This is a genomic window from Leclercia sp. 29361 (assembly GCF_011290365.1).
GTDB classification, from domain to species: Bacteria; Pseudomonadota; Gammaproteobacteria; order Enterobacterales; family Enterobacteriaceae; genus Enterobacter; species Enterobacter tamurae.
On record NZ_CP049786.1, the window covers coordinates 3,848,980 to 3,867,032 of the forward strand.

Below are 18,053 nucleotides of genomic sequence, written 5' to 3' on the forward strand. Positions count from 1 at the left end.
CCGGCATTATCCATCATATAACGCCAAAAAGTAAGCGATGACAAACACGTAATGTGTCGGTAGTCATGGCATCACAATCTGTTAAACGTAAGTTTAGCCGATATACACAAACTCAACCTGACTTTATCATTATCGATAGCGTAGAGCGCAGTACGCCATAACGGTGTCGTTATGGCGTCTGTGTACGCTTTGTAATTATTACAGTTTCGAACTTACCCAGCTTTCAACACTGGCCAGTGCCGCTGGAAGGGCTGCTGCGTCTGTACCACCGGCTTGCGCCATGTCCGGACGACCACCGCCTTTACCGCCCACTTGCTGAGCGACCATACCAATCAGTTCCCCTGCTTTCACACGGTCGATCACGTCCTTAGATACGCCCGCAATCAGAGAAACCTTACCTTCCGCTACCGTCGCCAGAACGATGATGGTAGAACCGAGCTGGTTCTTCAGATCGTCGACCATGGTACGAAGCATTTTCGGCTCAACGCCCGTCAGCTCGCTGACCAGCAGTTTGACGCCGTTAATTTCAACCGCTTTGCTGGAGAGGTTGGCGCTCTCGGCAACGGCAGCCTGCTCTTTCAGCTGCTGCAGCTCTTTTTCCAGCTGGCGGGTACGTTCCATCACGCTACGCACTTTCTCGCCCAGGTTCTGGCTGTCGCCTTTCAGCAGTTGAGCGATGTCGTGCAGCTGATCGCTCTGCGCATGCAGAAGTGCAATCGCGCCTTCACCCGTGACCGCTTCGATACGACGCACACCTGCCGCGGTACCGGATTCAGACACGATGCGGAACAGACCGATGTCGCCCGTACGGCTGGCGTGGGTACCGCCACACAGTTCGGTAGAGAAATCGCCCATGCTCAGCACGCGTACGCGTTCGTCATACTTCTCACCGAACAGGGCCATTGCGCCTTTGTTCTTCGCCGCCTCGAGATCCATGATGTTGGTCTCAATCGGCAGGTTACGACGGATCTGGGCATTCACCAGATCTTCTACCGCACGGATTTCCGCCGGTTTCATCGCTTCGAAATGGGAGAAGTCAAAGCGCAGCACTTTGTCGTTTACCAGCGAGCCTTTCTGCGCAACGTGCGTGCCCAGAACCTGGCGCAGCGCGGCGTGCATCAGGTGCGTCGCGGAGTGGTTCAGACGGATACGTGCGCGGCGCGCTTCGTCAACGATAGCCTGAACGCCCTCGCCCACTTTCAGGGTACCGGATGCCAGCGTGCCCTGATGACCAATCGCCTGACCGTATTTCTGCGTGTCGTTGACCGTAAAGCTGAAATCACTGCCCTTCAGCTCGCCTTTATCGCCAACCTGACCGCCCGATTCTGCATAGAATGGGGTTTTGTCCAGCACCACAACCGCAGTCTGGCCCGCACTGATGCTGTCCACGGCTTTACCGTCAACAAACAGCGCAGTCACTTTGCCATTGGTTTCGAGATGCTCGTAACCTTCGAATTCGCTGCTGCCATCAACACGGATCATCGCGTTGTAATCGGCACCAAAACCGCTGGACTCACGCGCACGGCGGCGCTGTTCTTCCATGGCCGCTTCGAAGCCTGCTTCGTCAACTTTAATGTTGCGCTCGCGGCAGACGTCAGCGGTCAGGTCAACCGGGAAGCCATAGGTGTCGTACAGACGGAAGGCGGTTTCGCCATCCAGCGTATCGCCTTTCAGCTTCGACAGTTCGTCGTCCAGCAGGGCCAGACCACGTTCCAGAGTACGGGCAAACTGCTCTTCTTCGGTTTTCAGAACCTGCTCAACCTGCGCCTGCTGACGTTTCAGTTCGTCGCCAGCTGCGCCCATCACGCCAACCAGTGGCCCAACGAGTTTGTAGAAGAAGGTGTCCTTCGCGCCCAGCATGTTGCCGTGACGGATAGCACGACGAATGATACGGCGCAGCACGTAGCCACGGTTTTCATTCGACGGGATCACGCCGTCAGCAATCAGGAAGGCACAGGAGCGAATGTGGTCGGCGATAACGCGCAGGGATTTGTTGCTCAGATCGGTTGCGCCAGTTACTTCGGCAACAGACTTAATCAGGGTGCTGAACAGGTCGATGTCGTAGTTGGAGTTAACGTGTTGCAGTACTGCGGCAATACGCTCCAGACCCATACCGGTATCCACGGATGGCTTCGGCAGCGGCTCCATGGTGCCGTCGATCTGACGGTTGAACTGCATGAAGACGATGTTCCAGATCTCGATATAACGGTCGCCATCTTCTTCTGCGCTACCCGGAGGGCCGCCCCAGATGTGATCGCCATGATCGTAGAAGATTTCGGTACACGGACCGCATGGGCCGGTATCGCCCATCTGCCAGAAGTTGTCAGACGCGTACGGTGCGCCTTTGTTATCGCCGATGCGAATAATGCGTTCGCGCGGGATACCCACTTCTTTTTCCCAGATTTCATAGGCTTCGTCATCGGTTTCGTAGACGGTAACCCACAGACGCTCTTTCGGCAGGTTGAACCAGTTTTCACCGGTCAGCAGTTCCCATGCGTACTGGATAGCGTCATGTTTGAAATAGTCGCCGAAGCTGAAGTTACCCAGCATTTCGAAGAAGGTGTGGTGACGTGCGGTGTAACCGACGTTTTCCAGATCGTTATGTTTACCGCCCGCACGCACGCAGCGCTGCGAGGTGGTTGCGCGAGAATAATTACGCTTGTCGAGACCAAGGAAAACATCCTTGAACTGGTTCATCCCGGCGTTGGTAAACAGTAAAGTTGGATCGTTGTTCGGTACCAGGGAGCTGCTGGCAACAACCTGGTGTCCCTTACTATGGAAAAAATCGAGAAACGCCTGACGGATCTCAGCGGTGCTCTTGCTCATAATTATCCTGAAATCAAGCTAACGAAATGTCACAGCCGGTCACTACACAACCGTTGTTGGACGGACCAGCTACTGAAAAAAGTGGGAATAAGATAAGTTTTCTTTAGAGGGAAGTAAAATCCCGCATGCGTTCAATCGGTAAAATTACGCCAGATCTCCTGAATATCTTCCATCAGAAATCCGCGATAGAGCAAAAAGCGCTGGATTTTGACCTTTTCTGAAAACTCACGTGGCAAAGGTTCACCGTACTTTCGCACGGCCTGTTCCCGCGCCAGTTCGCACCAGTTAATCTCGCATTCACGCATCGCCTTTTCGCTGGTTTCGCGCGGGATACCTTTTTGATTGAGCTCCTGTCGGATGCGCGCCGGGCCGTAGCCTTTTCGGCTGCGGCTGGCGATGAAGCGTGCGACAAAACGGGTATCGTCCAGATAGCTGTGCTCATAGCACCAGGCGACCACCCGGTCGTAATCTTCTGCCGTGGCATCGATGGCCTCTGGCCCATTTTTGCTCATCACCGGCGCGGCGAGTTTGCGGCGTAGTTCCTGCTCGCTGTGGTCGCGGACGGCAAGGATGCGCACCGCGCGATCTAACAGACGGTTATAAGCAGGACGACGCGTTGTGGATTCATTCATAAATAAACCTCCTGCTGCAGTCTAAAACCAAAAAGCAAAAAGGGCCGCATTAAGCGACCCTTGTATATGACATCCGATTATCAGAAATCTTCGTTGGTTTCTTCAGCGTTTTCGCCATCAACAGCGAACTGCGGTTTGGAATCCTGGTTGCTGAGCAGAAGCTCGCGCACCTTCTTCTCGATCTCTTTTGCTGCAGCCGGGTTCTCTTTCAGCCAGGAGATTGCATTCGCTTTACCCTGACCAATCTTGTCGCCGTTGTAGCTGTACCATGCGCCCGCTTTTTCAATCAGCTTCTCTTTCACGCCCAGGTCAACCAGTTCGCCGAAGAAGTTGATACCTTCGCCGTACATGATCTGGAACTCAGCCTGTTTAAACGGTGCCGCAATCTTGTTCTTCACAACCTTCACGCGGGTTTCGCTACCCACCACGTTCTCACCGTCTTTCACGGCACCGATACGGCGGATATCCAGACGCACGGAGGCGTAGAATTTCAGCGCGTTACCACCGGTGGTGGTTTCCGGGTTACCGAACATCACACCAATCTTCATACGGATCTGGTTGATGAAGATCAGCAGCGTGTTGGACTGCTTCAGGTTACCGGCCAGCTTACGCATCGCCTGGCTCATCATACGTGCCGCGAGGCCCATGTGAGAGTCACCGATTTCGCCTTCGATTTCTGCTTTTGGCGTCAGTGCTGCAACGGAGTCGACGATGATTACGTCTACTGCGCCAGAGCGCGCCAGTGCGTCACAGATTTCCAGTGCCTGCTCACCGGTATCCGGCTGGGAGCAGAGCAGGTTGTCGATATCAACACCCAGTTTACGTGCGTAGACTGGATCCAGCGCGTGCTCAGCATCGATAAAGGCACAGGTTTTGCCTTCGCGCTGTGCTGCCGCCACAACCTGTAAGGTCAGGGTGGTTTTACCGGAGGATTCTGGCCCGTAGATCTCTACGATACGACCCATAGGCAGGCCGCCAGCACCCAGTGCAATATCCAGAGAAAGCGAACCGGTGGAGATAGTTTCTACATCCATGGAACGATCTTCACCCAGGCGCATGATGGAACCTTTACCGAATTGCTTTTCGATCTGGCCCAGTGCTGCCGCCAACGCTTTCTGTTTGTTTTCGTCGATAGCCATTTTTTCCTCTCATGCCGGGTGAAACAACTGCGCTTCACCCTGGATTCTGTTCTGTTGCAGCAATTATACTGTATGCTCATACAGTATCAAGTGTTTTGTAGAAATTGTTGCCAGAGCGTTTTTAACGCATAAACGGTGGCCTGACGACGCACGCTTTCACGGTCGCCGCTAAAGCATTCCCGACGGGTAATCCCCTCGCCCTGCGCCGTGGCAAAGCCAAACCACACCGTTCCGACAGGCTTTTCATCGCTACCGCCGTCCGGCCCGGCGATGCCACTTATAGAGACAGCATAGTCCGCCCGGGCGGCACGCAGGGCGCCAATCGCCATCTCAATGACCACCGGCTCACTGACCGCGCCATGCTCAATAAGCGTGGGTTCACGGACACCAATCATTTGCGCTTTCGCTTCATTACTGTAGGTGACAAATCCTCGCTCAAACCAGGCGGAACTGCCGGCGATATCGGTAATGACTTTCGCCACCCAGCCGCCGGTACAGGATTCTGCCGTGGTGATCGTCGCACCGCGCTGTTTCAGCGCCTGCCCTACTCTCTCACTGAGCTGCATCAATTCATGGTCAGTCATCGCGTTTTGACTCCTTATAAACGTGCAGCACAAGATAGCACTTTAGTCGCCAGATATGAGGACGAGGTGGAGGTTTTACGAGGGGGCTTCAGAAAAATTAACCTGGATGAGCGGTTAATAATGAAAAGGGAGTGGCGCAACGCCACTCCCTTTTTCGACGGACAGAAGCAGAATTAACTGAACGGCGAGGCCACACGTGCCTGCGCAACGGCCAGACCCAGCTGCCAGACCGCCATCGCATAGTGGGTGCTGTGGTTGTAGCGGGTAATGGTGTAGAAGTTCGGCAGCCCGTACCAGTACTGATAGCCGGTACCGATATCCAGACGCAGCAGGCTGACCTGCTGATTACCGCTCATCGGCTGCTGCGGCGTTAACCCTGCAGCGGTGAGCTGTGCCGCGCTGTAGCGGGTTTTAAAGCCGTTCTCCAGACCTGGCGCCTGGCCGTTAGCCATCACCGCCACCGGCTGACCTGGGGTCCAGCCATGCTCTTTGAAGTAGTTGGCGACGCTGCCAATCGCATCCTCAGGATCCCACAGGTTGATGTGCCCGTCCCCGTTGAAGTCGACCGCATACTGTTTATAGGAGGACGGCATAAACTGGCCGTAACCCATCGCCCCGGCAAAGGAGCCCTTCAGATCCAGCGGGTCGTCCTGCTCGTCGCGGGCCATCAGCAGGAAGGTTTCCAGCTCGGAGGAGAAGTACTCCGCCCGACGCGGGTAGTTAAAGGAGAGGGTCGCCAGGGCATCCAGAATGCGGGTCTTACCCATCACGCGGCCCCAACGGGTTTCCACCCCGATAATGCCGATGATAATTTCCGGCGGCACGCCGTACACCTGCTGGGCGCGGGTGAGCGCATCCTCATACTGGTTCCAGAACGCCACGCCGTTTTGCACGTTGTCCGGGGTAATGAACTGCTTGCGATAGCGTAACCATGCCCCGTTCGGCCCGGCCGGTGACTGGGTGGTCGGCGCCTGGCGATCCATCAGTCGCAGAACATAGTCCAGACGCTTGGCCTGGGAGAGGATCTCCTGCAGCTGGGTTTTATTAAACCCGTGCTTGCTCACCATTTTGTCGATGAACTGTTCCGCCGCCGGGTTGTTGGCAAAGTCGCCCCCCATCTGCATCACATTATGCTGGGGTTCCAGCAGGAAGCCACCGGACGGGGCGCCCGCCGTTTGTTGCTGGACCTCTTCGGTCTTCGGTTTGCTGCTGCAGGCAGAGAGCAGAATAAGCGCAGGCAGTAAGGCTGCGTAACGACGCTTGAGCATGAGACATCCATTCAACGAATTCGATAAGTGGCAAGTATGGTAAAGCATCCGGGACACCTCAAGGAAGAGATGCGAACCCGCACGGCAAAATCTTTACGCGCCTGAAGACAAATTCGTCCTCTTCTCAACCACGTCGCCCCCGCCTCGCCCATTATCTTTCAAAATAATACATTTTTCTTTCATTGTGAGATCTGTTTAACACTTTAAAACCTTTCAAAGTGATTATTATTAGCCCGTCAGAGATGAACTCACCCTACAGGAGAAAACAATGATAGAAACCATCACCCATGGCGCCGAGTGGTTTATCGGGCTGTTTCAGAAAGGTGGCGAGGTCTTTACCAGCATGGTCACCGGGATCCTGCCGCTGCTGATCAGCCTGCTGGTGATCATGAATGCATTGATCAACTTTATTGGTCAGCACCGGATCGAAAAACTGGCCCAGCGCTGCGCCGGGAACCCCGTCTCCCGCTACCTGCTGCTGCCCTGCATCGGCACCTTCGTGTTCTGTAACCCGATGACCCTGAGCCTCGGGCGCTTTATGCCCGAACGCTACAAGCCAAGCTACTACGCCGCGGCGTCCTACAGCTGTCATTCCATGAACGGTCTGTTTCCGCACATTAACCCCGGCGAGCTGTTCGTCTATCTGGGGATCGCCAGCGGCCTGACCACACTGGGCCTGCCGCTCGGCCCGCTGGCGGTGAGCTACCTGCTGGTCGGCCTGGTGACCAACTTCTTCCGCGGCTGGGTGACCGATCTCACCACCGCCATTTTCGAAAAGAAAATGGGCATTCAGCTTGAACAGAAAGTCCAGCTTGCAGGAGCCACAGCATGACCCGTATCCGGATTGAAAAAGGCGTGGGCGGCTGGGGCGGCCCGCTGGAACTCGACGCCACAGCAAACAAAAAGATCGTCTATATCACCGCGGGCACCCGCCCGGCGATTGTCGACAAGCTGCGCGAACTCACCGGCTGGGAAGCGGTAGACGGCTTTAAGGAGGGCGAGCCGCCGGAAGCGGAGATTGGCGTGGCGGTGATCGACTGCGGCGGCACCCTGCGCTGCGGCATCTACCCAAAACGCCGTATTCCCACCGTCAATATCCATGCGACCGGCAAATCCGGCCCGCTGGCGCAGTACATCCTGGAGGACATTTACGTCTCCGGCGTAAAGGAAGAGAACATCTCTCTGGCCGGGGGAGCTGCCCCGGCAAAACAGAGCGCGCCGCGAGAGTACGACACCAGCATGAAGATCACCGAGCAGAGCGACGGCCTGCTGGCAAAAGTCGGGATGGGGATGGGCTCCGCGGTGGCGGTGCTGTTCCAGTCCGGGCGCGATACCATCGACACAGTGCTGAAAACCATCCTGCCGTTTATGGCCTTCGTCTCGGCGCTGATCGGCATCATCATGGCCTCCGGTCTGGGGGACTGGATCGCCCACGGCCTCGCGCCGCTGGCCAGCCATCCGCTCGGGCTGGTAACCCTGGCGCTGATCTGCTCCTTCCCGCTGCTGTCGCCGTTCCTCGGCCCCGGGGCGGTGATTGCCCAGGTGATCGGCGTGCTGATTGGGGTGCAGATCGGGCTCGGCAATATTCCCCCGCACCTCGCCCTGCCCGCCCTGTTTGCCATTAATGCCCAGGCCGCCTGCGACTTTATCCCGGTGGGACTGTCGCTGGCCGAAGCGCGCCAGGACACCGTCCGCGTCGGCGTTCCTTCCGTGCTGGTGAGCCGCTTCCTGACCGGCGCGCCCACCGTCCTGATTGCCTGGTTCGTCTCTGGCTTTATCTATCAATAAGAGGAATTCGTCATGACCGTAATTTACCAGACCACCATTACCCGCATCGGCCAGAGCGCCCCGGACGCGCTGAGCGACCAGATGCTGATCACCTTCCGTGAAGGGGCTCCGGCGGATATCGAGGAGTTCTGTTTTATCCACTGTCACGGCGAACTGAGCGGCGAGCTGCGGCCTGGCAGCCAGCTCACGCTGGGCGATGCGCGCTATCCGGTAACAGCGGTGGGCGATGTTGCGGAGCAGAACTTGCGCGAGCTGGGGCATATCACCCTGCGTTTTGATGGCCAGACCGCGGCGGAATACCCGGGCACCGTGCACGTTGCCGGGCCGGTTCCGCAGGCGGTTGCAGCCGGTTGTGTACTGAAATTTGTGGCGTAATTAAAGGAGAGAAACATGGAACAGGTTGCAGTTGTCATTGGCGGGGGACAAACCTTAGGGGAATATCTCTGCCGCGGGCTGGCCGCAGAAGGGTATCGCGTGGCGGTGGTGGACATTCAGAGCGAAAAAGCCGCCCGGGTCGCCAGCGAGATCAATAAGGAGTTTGGTGAAGGCAAGGCGTATGATTTTGGCGCCGACGCCACCAGCGAGCAGAGCGTGATGGCGCTGTCGCACGGGGTGAATGAGATTTTTGGCCGGGTCGATCTGCTGGTCTACAGCGCCGGGATCGCCAAAGCAGCGTTTATTAGCGACGTGGAACTGGGGGATTTCGACCGTTCGTTGCAGGTGAACCTGGTGGGCTATTTCCTCTGCGCCAGGGAGTTCTCGCGCCTGATGATCCGCTACGGCATTGCCGGGCGCATCATTCAGATCAACTCCAAATCCGGCAAGGTGGGCAGCAAGCATAACTCCGGCTACAGCGCGGCCAAGTTCGGCGGCGTGGGGCTGACCCAGTCCCTGGCGCTGGATCTGGCGGAGTACGGTATTACCGTGCATTCGCTGATGCTCGGCAACCTGCTGAAATCACCGATGTTCCAGTCCCTGCTGCCGCAGTATGCCACTAAGCTTGGCATCGAAGCGGATCAAGTGGAGCAGTATTACATCGATAAAGTGCCGCTCAAGCGCGGGTGCGACTATCAGGACGTGCTGAACATGCTGCTGTTTTATGCCAGCCCGAAAGCCTCCTACTGCACCGGGCAGTCGATCAATATCACCGGCGGGCAGGTGATGTTCTGATTGTGCGTTAATGCCCGGTGGCGCTGCGCTTACCGGGCCTACAACCCCCTCGAATCGTAGGCCGGGTAAGGCGCAGCCGCCACCCGGCAATTCCACAGGAGCTACACATGGTTACCGCATTAATGACCGTCGCCGTTATCGCCTGGCTGTGCCAGCTGGCCCTCGGGGGCTGGCAAATCCACCGCTTTAACCGCGCATTCGACGCTCTCTGCCAGAAAGGTCGTGTCGGCGTGGGCCGCTCCGGCGGACGTTTCAAACCGCGGGTGATTGTCGCCATCGCGCTGGATGACAATCATCGGGTCTGCGATGCAATGATGATGCGCGGACTGACGGTCTTTGCCCGACCGGTGAAAATTGCAGCGATTAACGGTCTCGCATTACAGGAATTAGAGCCTGATGTGATCTTTCCCAATGATTCGCTGTGTCAGGATGCACTATCATTAGCGCTTAAATTGAAACATGGATAATTTCGTTGTGAACGTTATAAGCTTGCGAAATTATCATTTCGCAACCTGAGGAACTCAACGCCTATGAAACCCCGTCAGCGGCAGGCGGCCATTCTCGACCATCTGCAAAAGCAGGGAAAATGTTCGGTTGAGGATCTGGCCCACTACTTTGACACCACCGGCACCACCATCCGCAAGGATCTGGTGATCCTGGAGAATTCCGGGGCGGTGATCCGCACCTATGGCGGCGTGGTGCTGAATAAGGACGAGGCCGATCCGCCCATCGATCACAAGACGCTGATCAACACCCACCAGAAGGCGTTAATTGCTGAGGCGGCGGTCAAGTATATCCATGACGGTGACTCCATCATCCTCGACGCGGGCAGTACGGTGCTGCAGATGGTGCCGATGCTGAGCCGCTTCAATAACATCACCGTAATGACCAACAGCCTGCATATCGTCAACGCCCTGTCCGAATTCGACAACGAACAAACCATCCTGATGCCCGGCGGTACCTTCCGTAAAAAATCAGCCTCGTTTCACGGCCAGCTGGCGGAGAACGCTTTCGACCATTTCAGCTTTGACCGGCTGTTTATGGGCACCGACGGCATCGACCTTAATGCGGGCGTCACCACCTTCAACGAGGTGTTCAGCGTCAGTAAAGCGATGTGCAATGCCGCCCGGGAAGTGATTCTGATGGCCGACTCGTCGAAGTTTGGCCGTAAAAGCCCGAATATTGTCTCTAGCCTGGAGAGCGTTGATAAGCTGATTACCGACGCGGGTATCGATCCGGCGTTCAAACAAGCGCTGGAAGAGAAAGGAATCGATGTGATTGTAACCGGAGAGAGAGATGAGTGATTTTCTGTTAAACGCGGGTCGTCAAACCCTGATGCTGGAACTGCAGGAGGCCAGCCGCCTGCCGGATCGTCTGGGAGAGGATTTTGTTCTGGCCGCCAACACCATTATCCAGTGTGAAGGCAAAGTGATTGTCGCGGGCATCGGTAAATCCGGGCACATCGGCAAAAAGATTGCCGCCACCCTCGCCAGCACCGGCACCCCGGCCTTTTTCGTCCATCCGGCTGAAGCCCTGCACGGCGACCTGGGAATGATCGAGAGTCGCGACGTGCTGCTGTTTATCTCCTACTCCGGTTCGGCGAAAGAGCTGGATCTGATCCTGCCGCGCCTGCAGGAAAAATCGGTCGCGCTGCTGGCGATGACCGGTAAACCCCGCTCGCCGCTGGCGCTGGCCGCCAAAGCCACGCTGGATATTTCGGTGGAACGCGAAGCCTGCCCGATGCACCTGGCCCCGACCTCCAGCACCGTCAACACCCTGATGATGGGCGATGCGCTGGCAATGGCGGTAATGCAGGCCCGCGGCTTTAACGAAGAAGATTTTGCCCGCTCCCACCCGGCAGGCGCGCTGGGCGCCCGTCTGCTGAACAAAGTACATCACCTGATGCGTACCGACGACGCCACCCCACAGGTGAAGCTGAACACCAGCGTGATGGATGCGATGCTTGAGCTGAGCCGCACCGGGCTGGGGCTGGTGGCGGTCTGCGATGACGACAACCAGGTGAAAGGCGTCTTTACCGACGGCGACCTGCGTCGCTGGTTGGTGGGCGGCGGCCAACTGGAAGTTAACGTCAGCAGCGCCATGACCACTGGTGGCCTGACGCTGAAGGCCGAAAGCCGCGCCATTGAAGCCAAAGAGCTGCTGATGAAGCGCAAAATCACCGCCGCCCCGGTGGTGGACAAAAATGGCCGCCTGTGTGGTGCCATCAACCTGCAGGATTTCTACCAGGCAGGGATCATCTAACTCTTCAGACCCAGACGTTTCGCCAGCCGGTGCAGGTTGGCGACGTCGGTCTCCAGCGCCCTTGCGCTTGCCGCCCAGCTGCGGCTGTTCTGCTCCAGCGCGCGGGTAATCATCTGGCGTTGAAACGCTTCCGTTGCCTCGCGCAGGTTCTGATTCACCACTAACGGGGTTTCCGGCGTCACCGCAGGGGTGCTCTCATCATGCAGGGCAAAATGCTGCGCGTGGATCACCACGTCATCCCCCAGCCGCGCCGCCCGGGCCAGCACCACCGCCCGGTGGATGGCATGTTCCAGCTCGCGCACGTTACCCGGCCAGCCGTAGCTCAGCAGATGCGCACGGGCACCGGGGCTGAGTACCACCCGGGATAACCCCATCCGCAACCGGCACTGCTCGCAGAAATAGCCCGCCAGCAGCACCACGTCCTCGCCCCGCTCGCGCAGCGGCGGCACCGAAAGCGGGAACACGCTCAGGCGATGGAACAGGTCGGCGCGGAAGTTGCCTGCCAGCACCTCTTCGCGCAGATCGCGGTTGGTGGCTGCCAGCACCCGCACGTCAACCCGCAGGCTGCGGTCGTCGCCCACCCGCTGGATATCGCCATACTGCAGCACCCGCAGCAGCTTGGCCTGCAGCGCCAGCGACAGCTCGCCAATCTCATCGAGGAACAGGGTGCCGTTATCCGCCATCTCAAACTTGCCGCTGCGGTTGCTGATGGCCCCGGTAAACGCCCCTTTGACGTGGCCGAACAGCTCGCTCTCCGCCACGCTCTCCGGCAGTGCGGCGCAGTTGAGATAGACCAGCGGATTGACCGCCCGCGGCGAGGCCTCGTGGATGGCTTTCGCCACCAGTTCTTTGCCGGTGCCGGTTTCGCCCTCGATCAGCACGTTCAGGTCGGAGGCGGCGACAATCTCAATCTCTTTTTTCAGGCTCATCATGCCCGGCGACAGGCCGATCATCTCGGTGTTTTTCACCTGCTCAAACACAGCCGGGCCCCCGGGCAGGCTGTTCTGGCTCTCAAGCTGTTCAATCAGCAGGGCATTATTCAGGGCCCCGGCGGCGAGGGCAGCAATCAGCCTCAGCTCCTCGTCGCTGAAGGTGTCGAACTGGTCCGGCGACATGCCGTCCAGGGTCAGGGCGCCAATCAGGTTCTGCCCGGCAAACAGCGGCAGGCCGATACAGGCGTGCACCTTCAGGCTCTCCTGGCCGGGGATTAGCCCGTCATAGGGATCGGGCAGGTCGCTGTCGGCCGGGAAGCGCACCACATCCCCGGCGCGGGCGATGGTCTCCAGCCGCGGATGGCCTTCCAGAGTAAAGCGCCGCCCCAGCACGTCCTGGGCCAGGCCGTCGATCGCCAGCGGGATAAACTGCCGCCCTTCATAGCGCAGCAGCGCCGAGGCGTCGCAATCCAGCACGTGACGCAGGGTGGAGATCAGCCGCTGAAAGCGATCCTGATGGCCGATACCGCTCTGTAACTCAATGGCGATTTTCGCCAGCACCTCTACAGAAAAACTCATTTTCGCCTCACTGTCATTTTGACAATGCATCTTGTCATATTGACTATATCAATGACAGTCAAATTGACTACCCATGAGGGGTTATTATTTTTAATTTATTTTAAAATTAATAACTTAAAAAGTTGGCACGCAACCTGCAATTACCATTACATCTTTCGTTTAATTTCGCTGTATTAAGTTGAGGTTGCTATGTCTATTCTGGTTAAAAACAATATTCATTGGGTTGGTCAACGTGACTGGGAAGTACGTGATTTTCACGGGACGGAGTACAAAACGCTGCGCGGCAGCAGCTACAACAGCTATCTCATCCGGGAAGAAAAAAACGTCCTGATCGACACCGTCGATCATAAATTCAGCCGTGAGTTCGTGCAAAACCTGCGCAGTGAAATTGACCTGGCCGATATCGACTACATCATCATTAACCATGCTGAAGAAGATCACGCCGGTGCCCTGACCGAGCTGATGTCCTGCATCCCGGACACCCCGATCTACTGCACCAACAACGCCATCGACTCCATCAATGGTCACCATCACCATCCGGAGTGGAATTTCAACGTGGTGAAAACCGGTGACGCGCTGGACATCGGTAACGGCAAACAGCTGATCTTCGTTGAAACCCCGATGCTGCACTGGCCGGACAGCATGATGACCTACATGACCGGCGACGCCGTGCTGTTCAGTAACGACGCCTTCGGCCAGCACTACTGCGACGAACGTCTGTTCAACGACGAAGTGGATCAGGCCGAGCTTTACGAACAATGCCAGCGCTACTACGCCAACATCCTGACCCCGTTCAGCCGTCTGGTGACGCCAAAAATTACTGAAATCCTCGGCTTCAATCTGCCGGTGGATATGATTGCCACCTCCCACGGCGTGGTATGGCGTGAGAACCCAACCCAGATCGTCGAGCAGTACCTGAAATGGGCGGCAGACTATCAGGAAGACCGCATCACCATTTTCTACGACACCATGTCCAACAACACCCGCATGATGGCCGACGCGATTGCCCAGGGCATCAACGAAGTGGATCCGAACGTGGCGGTGAAAATCTTTAACGTGGCGCGCAGCGACAAGAACGACATTCTGACCAACGTCTTCCGCTCCAAAGGGGTGCTGGTGGGGACCTCCACCATGAACAACGTGATGATGCCGAAAATTGCCGGCCTGGTGGAAGAGATGACCGGCCTGCGCTTCCGCAACAAACGCGCCAGCGCCTTCGGCTCCCACGGCTGGAGCGGCGGCGCGGTTGACCGTCTCTCTACCCGACTGCAGGATGCGGGCTTTGAAATGTCGATGAGCCTGAAGGCGAAATGGCGTCCGGATCTGGATGCGCTGGAAATCTGCCGTCAGCACGGCCGCGACATTGCACGTCAGTGGGCGCTCGCTCCGCTGCCAGAAGCGACCGCTAAAGCCACACCCGAACAGGAAGCCTGCGCCTGTGCCGCCGCGGCGGCCGCCGACCTCGGCCCTTGCATGCAGTGCAGCGTCTGCCAGTGGATCTACGATCCAGCCCTCGGCGAACCGCTGCAGGATGTCGCCCCTGGCACACCGTGGAGCGACGTGCCGGATAACTTCCTCTGCCCGGAATGTTCCCTCGGTAAAGACGTCTTTGACGAACTGGCATCGGAGGCAAAATGAGCCACGGTATTGTGATTATCGGCTCGGGCTTCGCCGCCCGCCAGCTGGTGAAAAATATCCGTAAACAGGATGCGAACGTCCCGCTGACGCTGATCGCCGCGGACAGCATGGACGAGTACAACAAGCCTGACTTAAGCCACGTTATCAGCCAGAGTCAGCATGCCGACGACCTCACCCGCCAGACGGCGGGGGAGTTTGCCGAACAGTTTAACCTGCGCCTGTTCCCTTACACCTGGGTCGCCGACATTGATGCGGCGGCGCACGTGGTAAAAGGGAAAGAGACCCAGTGGTCATATGACAAACTGGTTCTGGCCACCGGAGCCGCGGCTTTTGTGCCGCCGGTTCCGGGCCGCGAACTGATGCTGACCCTCAACAGCCAGACGGAGTACCGGGCCTGTGAATCCTCGCTGCGTGACGCGCAGCGGGTGATGATTGTCGGCGCGGGGCTTATCGGCAGCGAACTGGCGATGGATTTTTGCCGGGCCGGGAAAGCGGTCACCCTGGTTGATCATTCCGCCAGCATTCTGTCGGCGCTGATGCCAGCCGAAGTGAGCAGTCGCTTACAGCACCGGCTGACCGATATGGGCGTGCATCTGCAGCTGAAATCGCAGCTGCAAAGCCTGACTAAAACCGATACCGGGATCTGCGCCCTGCTGGATCGGGACCGCTGCATTGACGTGGATGTAGTCATTGCCGCCACCGGCCTGCGTCCGGAAATCGCGCTGGCCCAGCGTGCCGGGGCAGAAACCAACCGCGGGGTAAAAGTCGATAGCTATCTGCAAACCACGCAGCCGGATATCTATGCCCTCGGCGACTGCGCCGAAATCAACGGTCAGGTACTGCCGTTCTTGCAGCCAATCCAGTTAAGCGCCATGTATCTGGCGAAGAACCTGCTCGGGGCCAACACCCCGCTGAAACTGCCTGCAATGCTGGTGAAGGTCAAAACGCCGGAACTGCCGCTGCATCTGGCAGGTGAAACCCAGCGCCAGGATTTGAACTGGCAGATCGCCATCGAACCTCAGGGGATGGTGGCGAAAGGTGCCGACAGCGAGGGCAATTTACGCGCCTTCGTGGTCAGTGAAGATCGGATGAAGGAGGCCTTTGCCCTGCTGAAATCACTACCTGTTTAACCCTCAAACGCTTGCTCTACTCGTTATATGCTTGTCCGATTTTGCCTTTCGCAGCCCCGGTGCCCCGGGGCTTTTTTAATTACGCAACTAAAAAGATAAATAATAAAATGCGGAACAGCCGAAAAACATCACCCTGTTTTATTCCCTGATTTCTTTTTAATCTGAGAGGGTATTGATTAGCCGGAGATAAACATGGCGACCTTCAGGAAAGAAATTAACGACCTTGCTGACTATTTTAAAAAAGTACAGCCTGTCGAACGCATATTATTCCGCTGGCTTTACCTCAGCCCGGAGGCGCGAACCCAGCGCCTTAAAGATCTGATGCTGCCTGTCAGCGACAAAAAGCATTAATAAAAAAGACGGCACAATTGCCGTTTTTTTATTGCCCAAAAGCGGAAGTATTCATCGAACATATCCTTGTTTATTTAAATATAAATAAACCAAAGGTGTCAGCGATATATTAATTTAAAGCACATCACATTTTTACTTCCCGCCATTTTAACCCTAGCGAAAAGCTGTTATTTTTCGCCGTGAATCAAGCCCCTTTTTTGGATGTGGATATTATGAACGCATTTAGCTATTTGCAACGCCTGGGCAAGGCGCTGATGTTGCCTATCGCGACCTTACCTGTTGCCGCGATTTTATTACGTCTGGGCCAGCCCGACGTGCTGAATATTCCCTTTATCGCCAGTGCAGGTGGCGGCATTTTTGACAGCCTGCCCCTGCTGTTTGCGCTCGGCATTGCTATTGGACTGGCGAAAGACAACGCTGGTGCCGCCGCGCTGGCGGGCGCTGTCGGTTTCCTGGTGCTGACCAAAGCCACGGCGGTCATTAACTCCTCCATTAACATGTCCTTCTTCGCCGGGATCATCGCGGGCGTGGTGGCGGGTCACTGTTACAACCGCTTCTCGGAGACGAAACTGCCCGACTTCCTGGCGTTCTTTGCCGGTAAGCGGCTGGTGCCGATCATGACCGGGCTGATCTGCCTGCTGCTGGCGTGGATCTGCGGCTACGTCTGGCCATCGGTGCAGCACGGGATTGATACCTTCAGCCTGCTGGTTTCCCGCAGCGGCGAGCCCGGCTGGTTTATTTACGGCATCCTCAACCGCGCGCTGATCCCCTTCGGCCTGCACTACATTCTGCACTCGGTATTCTGGTTCAGCCTCGGTGACTGCCTGAAAGTGACCTACGATGCGGCCAGCAGCATTCACAATATCTGCCTCGCGCCGGATGTGGTGAAAGGCCTGGTGGTGGGCGGCGCGGTACCGGGCATTGACGGTTCCAGCATTACCCAGATTGCTACCGATCTGACCCGCGGCGATCTCAACCGCTTCTTCGCCGGCGACCCGCATGCAGGCGTCTACATGGCGTGGGCATACCCAATCTTTATGGGCGGCCTGCCGGGTGCGGCGCTGGCCATGTACTTTGCCGCACCAAAAGCGCGTCGCGCGGCGGTGGGCGGGATGCTGCTCTCCGTGGCCCTGACCGCGTTCCTTACCGGGATCACCGAGCCGATTGAATTCTCCTTCCTGTTCCTGGCCCCTGCCCTGTATGCCCTGCATGCGGTACTGGCTGGCGTGAGCATGGTCATCGCCAACAGCCTTGGGGTATTGCACGGGTTTGGTTTCTCGGCGGGTCTGATCGACTTCGTGCTGAACTGGGGATTAGCCACCAAACCCTGGATCCTGATCCCGCTGATTGCCCTGTTCTTTGTGATCTATTTTGTGGTCTTCAGTTTCGCAATCCGCTTCTTCAAGCTGAAAACGCCGGGGCGGGAAGATGACGAGAGCGTAACGGGCGAGTCGGACGATCAGAATGAAGCCATCACGCACTACATCGCTGCGCTGGGCGGGGAGCAGAACCTGAAGCTGGTGGACGCCTGCATCACCCGCCTGCGCTTAACCCTGGTAGATAACAGCGTCCTCGACGAACCGGCACTGAAAGCGCTCGGTGCCAAAGGCATTCTCAAGATGGGCACGCAGAATGCGCAGGTGATTCTGGGGCCACAGGCGGAGAGCATCGCGTTAAAAATCAGAGCGCGGCTTAACGCATAATCTTCTGGGCCGGGGGAGCCCCAGTAATTTCTTTGCTCTTAAAGCAATAGG

The 18,053-nt window shown here is 57.2% G+C and carries 17 protein-coding genes; 11 read left to right on the forward strand and 6 right to left on the reverse strand.

Annotation, left to right across the window (positions count from 1 at the left end):
• Nucleotides 1-198: 198 nt before the first annotated feature.
• The 5 genes from alaS to mltB form a co-directional block, all read right to left on the reverse strand.
• Nucleotides 199-2,826, reverse strand: coding sequence for an alanine--tRNA ligase (gene alaS / locus G7090_RS18400; protein WP_166183681.1), 2,628 nt, complete (start codon nt 2,824-2,826; stop codon nt 199-201).
• 131 nt (nt 2,827-2,957) lie between these two features.
• A complete protein-coding gene (gene recX, locus G7090_RS18405) occupies nt 2,958-3,458 on the reverse strand; it encodes a recombination regulator RecX (protein ID WP_166183683.1) in 501 nt (166 codons plus the stop codon).
• An 80-nt stretch (nt 3,459-3,538) separates the two neighbouring features.
• The gene (gene recA / locus G7090_RS18410; RefSeq protein WP_166183686.1) at nt 3,539-4,597 is read right to left on the reverse strand and encodes a recombinase RecA; all 1,059 of its coding nucleotides are present in this window, start codon (nt 4,595-4,597) and stop codon (nt 3,539-3,541) included.
• Nucleotides 4,598-4,683: 86 nt separating this feature from the next.
• Nucleotides 4,684-5,181 carry a nicotinamide-nucleotide amidase gene (gene pncC, locus G7090_RS18415; protein WP_106994509.1) on the reverse strand — a complete coding sequence of 166 codons (498 nt, stop codon included), beginning with the start codon at nt 5,179-5,181 and terminating at the stop codon, nt 4,684-4,686.
• 173 nt (nt 5,182-5,354) lie between these two features.
• Nucleotides 5,355-6,449, reverse strand: coding sequence for a lytic murein transglycosylase B (gene mltB, locus G7090_RS18420; protein WP_207630084.1), 1,095 nt, complete (start codon nt 6,447-6,449; stop codon nt 5,355-5,357).
• 268 nt (nt 6,450-6,717) lie between these two features.
• On the opposite strand from mltB, the gene srlA reads away from it, so the two are divergent.
• The 7 genes from srlA (at nt 6,718) to gutQ (ending at nt 11,669) form a co-directional block, all read left to right on the forward strand.
• Nucleotides 6,718-7,281, forward strand: coding sequence for a PTS glucitol/sorbitol transporter subunit IIC (srlA, locus tag G7090_RS18425; RefSeq protein WP_156264509.1), 564 nt, complete (start codon nt 6,718-6,720; stop codon nt 7,279-7,281).
• Complete coding sequence (locus tag G7090_RS18430) at nt 7,278-8,237, forward strand: PTS glucitol/sorbitol transporter subunit IIB (RefSeq protein WP_166183690.1); 960 nt, start codon at nt 7,278-7,280, stop codon at nt 8,235-8,237. The genes srlA and G7090_RS18430 overlap by 4 nt, the downstream gene beginning before the upstream one ends.
• Nucleotides 8,238-8,249: 12 nt before the next feature.
• The gene (srlB, locus tag G7090_RS18435) at nt 8,250-8,612 is read left to right on the forward strand and encodes a PTS glucitol/sorbitol transporter subunit IIA (RefSeq protein ID WP_166183692.1); all 363 of its coding nucleotides are present in this window, start codon (nt 8,250-8,252) and stop codon (nt 8,610-8,612) included.
• Nucleotides 8,613-8,627: 15 nt separating this feature from the next.
• Nucleotides 8,628-9,407, forward strand: a complete 780-nt coding sequence (gene srlD, locus G7090_RS18440; RefSeq protein WP_166183694.1) for a sorbitol-6-phosphate dehydrogenase — start codon at nt 8,628-8,630, stop codon at nt 9,405-9,407.
• Between the two features lie 107 nt (nt 9,408-9,514).
• Complete coding sequence (gutM, locus tag G7090_RS18445; protein ID WP_166183696.1) at nt 9,515-9,874, forward strand: transcriptional regulator GutM; 360 nt, start codon at nt 9,515-9,517, stop codon at nt 9,872-9,874.
• Between the two features lie 63 nt (nt 9,875-9,937).
• Nucleotides 9,938-10,711, forward strand: coding sequence for a DNA-binding transcriptional repressor (locus G7090_RS18450; protein WP_166183698.1), 774 nt, complete (start codon nt 9,938-9,940; stop codon nt 10,709-10,711).
• Nucleotides 10,704-11,669, forward strand: a complete 966-nt coding sequence (gene gutQ, locus G7090_RS18455) for an arabinose-5-phosphate isomerase GutQ (RefSeq protein ID WP_166183700.1) — start codon at nt 10,704-10,706, stop codon at nt 11,667-11,669. Before G7090_RS18450 ends, gutQ begins: the two co-directional genes overlap by 8 nt.
• Here gutQ and norR read toward each other — a convergent pair.
• On the reverse strand, nt 11,666-13,180 hold the full coding sequence (gene norR / locus G7090_RS18460; protein ID WP_166183702.1) for a nitric oxide reductase transcriptional regulator NorR: 1,515 nt from the start codon (nt 13,178-13,180) through the stop codon (nt 11,666-11,668). The two genes, gutQ and norR, sit on opposite strands and share 4 nt — an antisense overlap.
• A 189-nt stretch (nt 13,181-13,369) precedes the next feature.
• On the opposite strand from norR, the gene norV reads away from it, so the two are divergent.
• The 4 genes from norV to nagE all read left to right on the forward strand — a co-directional run bounded on the left by norV (nt 13,370) and on the right by nagE (nt 18,002).
• The gene (gene norV / locus G7090_RS18465) at nt 13,370-14,818 is read left to right on the forward strand and encodes an anaerobic nitric oxide reductase flavorubredoxin (RefSeq protein WP_166183705.1); all 1,449 of its coding nucleotides are present in this window, start codon (nt 13,370-13,372) and stop codon (nt 14,816-14,818) included.
• The gene (gene norW / locus G7090_RS18470; protein ID WP_166183707.1) at nt 14,815-15,948 is read left to right on the forward strand and encodes an NADH:flavorubredoxin reductase NorW; all 1,134 of its coding nucleotides are present in this window, start codon (nt 14,815-14,817) and stop codon (nt 15,946-15,948) included. Before norV ends, norW begins: the two co-directional genes overlap by 4 nt.
• A gap of 192 nt (nt 15,949-16,140) precedes the next feature.
• Nucleotides 16,141-16,299: a hypothetical protein gene (locus tag G7090_RS18475; protein WP_166183709.1), complete on the forward strand. Its 159-nt coding sequence runs from the start codon at nt 16,141-16,143 to the stop codon at nt 16,297-16,299.
• Nucleotides 16,300-16,511: 212 nt separating this feature from the next.
• Nucleotides 16,512-18,002 carry an N-acetylglucosamine-specific PTS transporter subunit IIBC gene (gene nagE, locus G7090_RS18480; RefSeq protein WP_166183711.1) on the forward strand — a complete coding sequence of 497 codons (1,491 nt, stop codon included), beginning with the start codon at nt 16,512-16,514 and terminating at the stop codon, nt 18,000-18,002.
• The last annotated feature ends 51 nt before the right edge of the window (nt 18,003-18,053 follow it).

Coding starts and splice junctions, on each gene's coding strand:
- recX (WP_166183683.1), bottom strand. CDS start 3,458: ATGAATGAATCCACAACGCGTCGTCCTGCTTATAACCGTCTGTTAGAT.
- pncC (WP_106994509.1), bottom strand. CDS start 5,181: ATGACTGACCATGAATTGATGCAGCTCAGTGAGAGAGTAGGGCAGGCG.
- srlA (WP_156264509.1), top strand. CDS start 6,718: ATGATAGAAACCATCACCCATGGCGCCGAGTGGTTTATCGGGCTGTTT.
- alaS (WP_166183681.1), bottom strand. CDS start 2,826: ATGAGCAAGAGCACCGCTGAGATCCGTCAGGCGTTTCTCGATTTTTTC.
- G7090_RS18450 (WP_166183698.1), top strand. CDS start 9,938: ATGAAACCCCGTCAGCGGCAGGCGGCCATTCTCGACCATCTGCAAAAG.
- mltB (WP_207630084.1), bottom strand. CDS start 6,449: ATGCTCAAGCGTCGTTACGCAGCCTTACTGCCTGCGCTTATTCTGCTC.
- norV (WP_166183705.1), top strand. CDS start 13,370: ATGTCTATTCTGGTTAAAAACAATATTCATTGGGTTGGTCAACGTGAC.
- norR (WP_166183702.1), bottom strand. CDS start 13,180: ATGAGTTTTTCTGTAGAGGTGCTGGCGAAAATCGCCATTGAGTTACAG.
- norW (WP_166183707.1), top strand. CDS start 14,815: ATGAGCCACGGTATTGTGATTATCGGCTCGGGCTTCGCCGCCCGCCAG.
- recA (WP_166183686.1), bottom strand. CDS start 4,597: ATGGCTATCGACGAAAACAAACAGAAAGCGTTGGCGGCAGCACTGGGC.
- G7090_RS18475 (WP_166183709.1), top strand. CDS start 16,141: ATGGCGACCTTCAGGAAAGAAATTAACGACCTTGCTGACTATTTTAAA.
- G7090_RS18430 (WP_166183690.1), top strand. CDS start 7,278: ATGACCCGTATCCGGATTGAAAAAGGCGTGGGCGGCTGGGGCGGCCCG.
- nagE (WP_166183711.1), top strand. CDS start 16,512: ATGAACGCATTTAGCTATTTGCAACGCCTGGGCAAGGCGCTGATGTTG.
- srlD (WP_166183694.1), top strand. CDS start 8,628: ATGGAACAGGTTGCAGTTGTCATTGGCGGGGGACAAACCTTAGGGGAA.
- srlB (WP_166183692.1), top strand. CDS start 8,250: ATGACCGTAATTTACCAGACCACCATTACCCGCATCGGCCAGAGCGCC.
- gutM (WP_166183696.1), top strand. CDS start 9,515: ATGGTTACCGCATTAATGACCGTCGCCGTTATCGCCTGGCTGTGCCAG.
- gutQ (WP_166183700.1), top strand. CDS start 10,704: ATGAGTGATTTTCTGTTAAACGCGGGTCGTCAAACCCTGATGCTGGAA.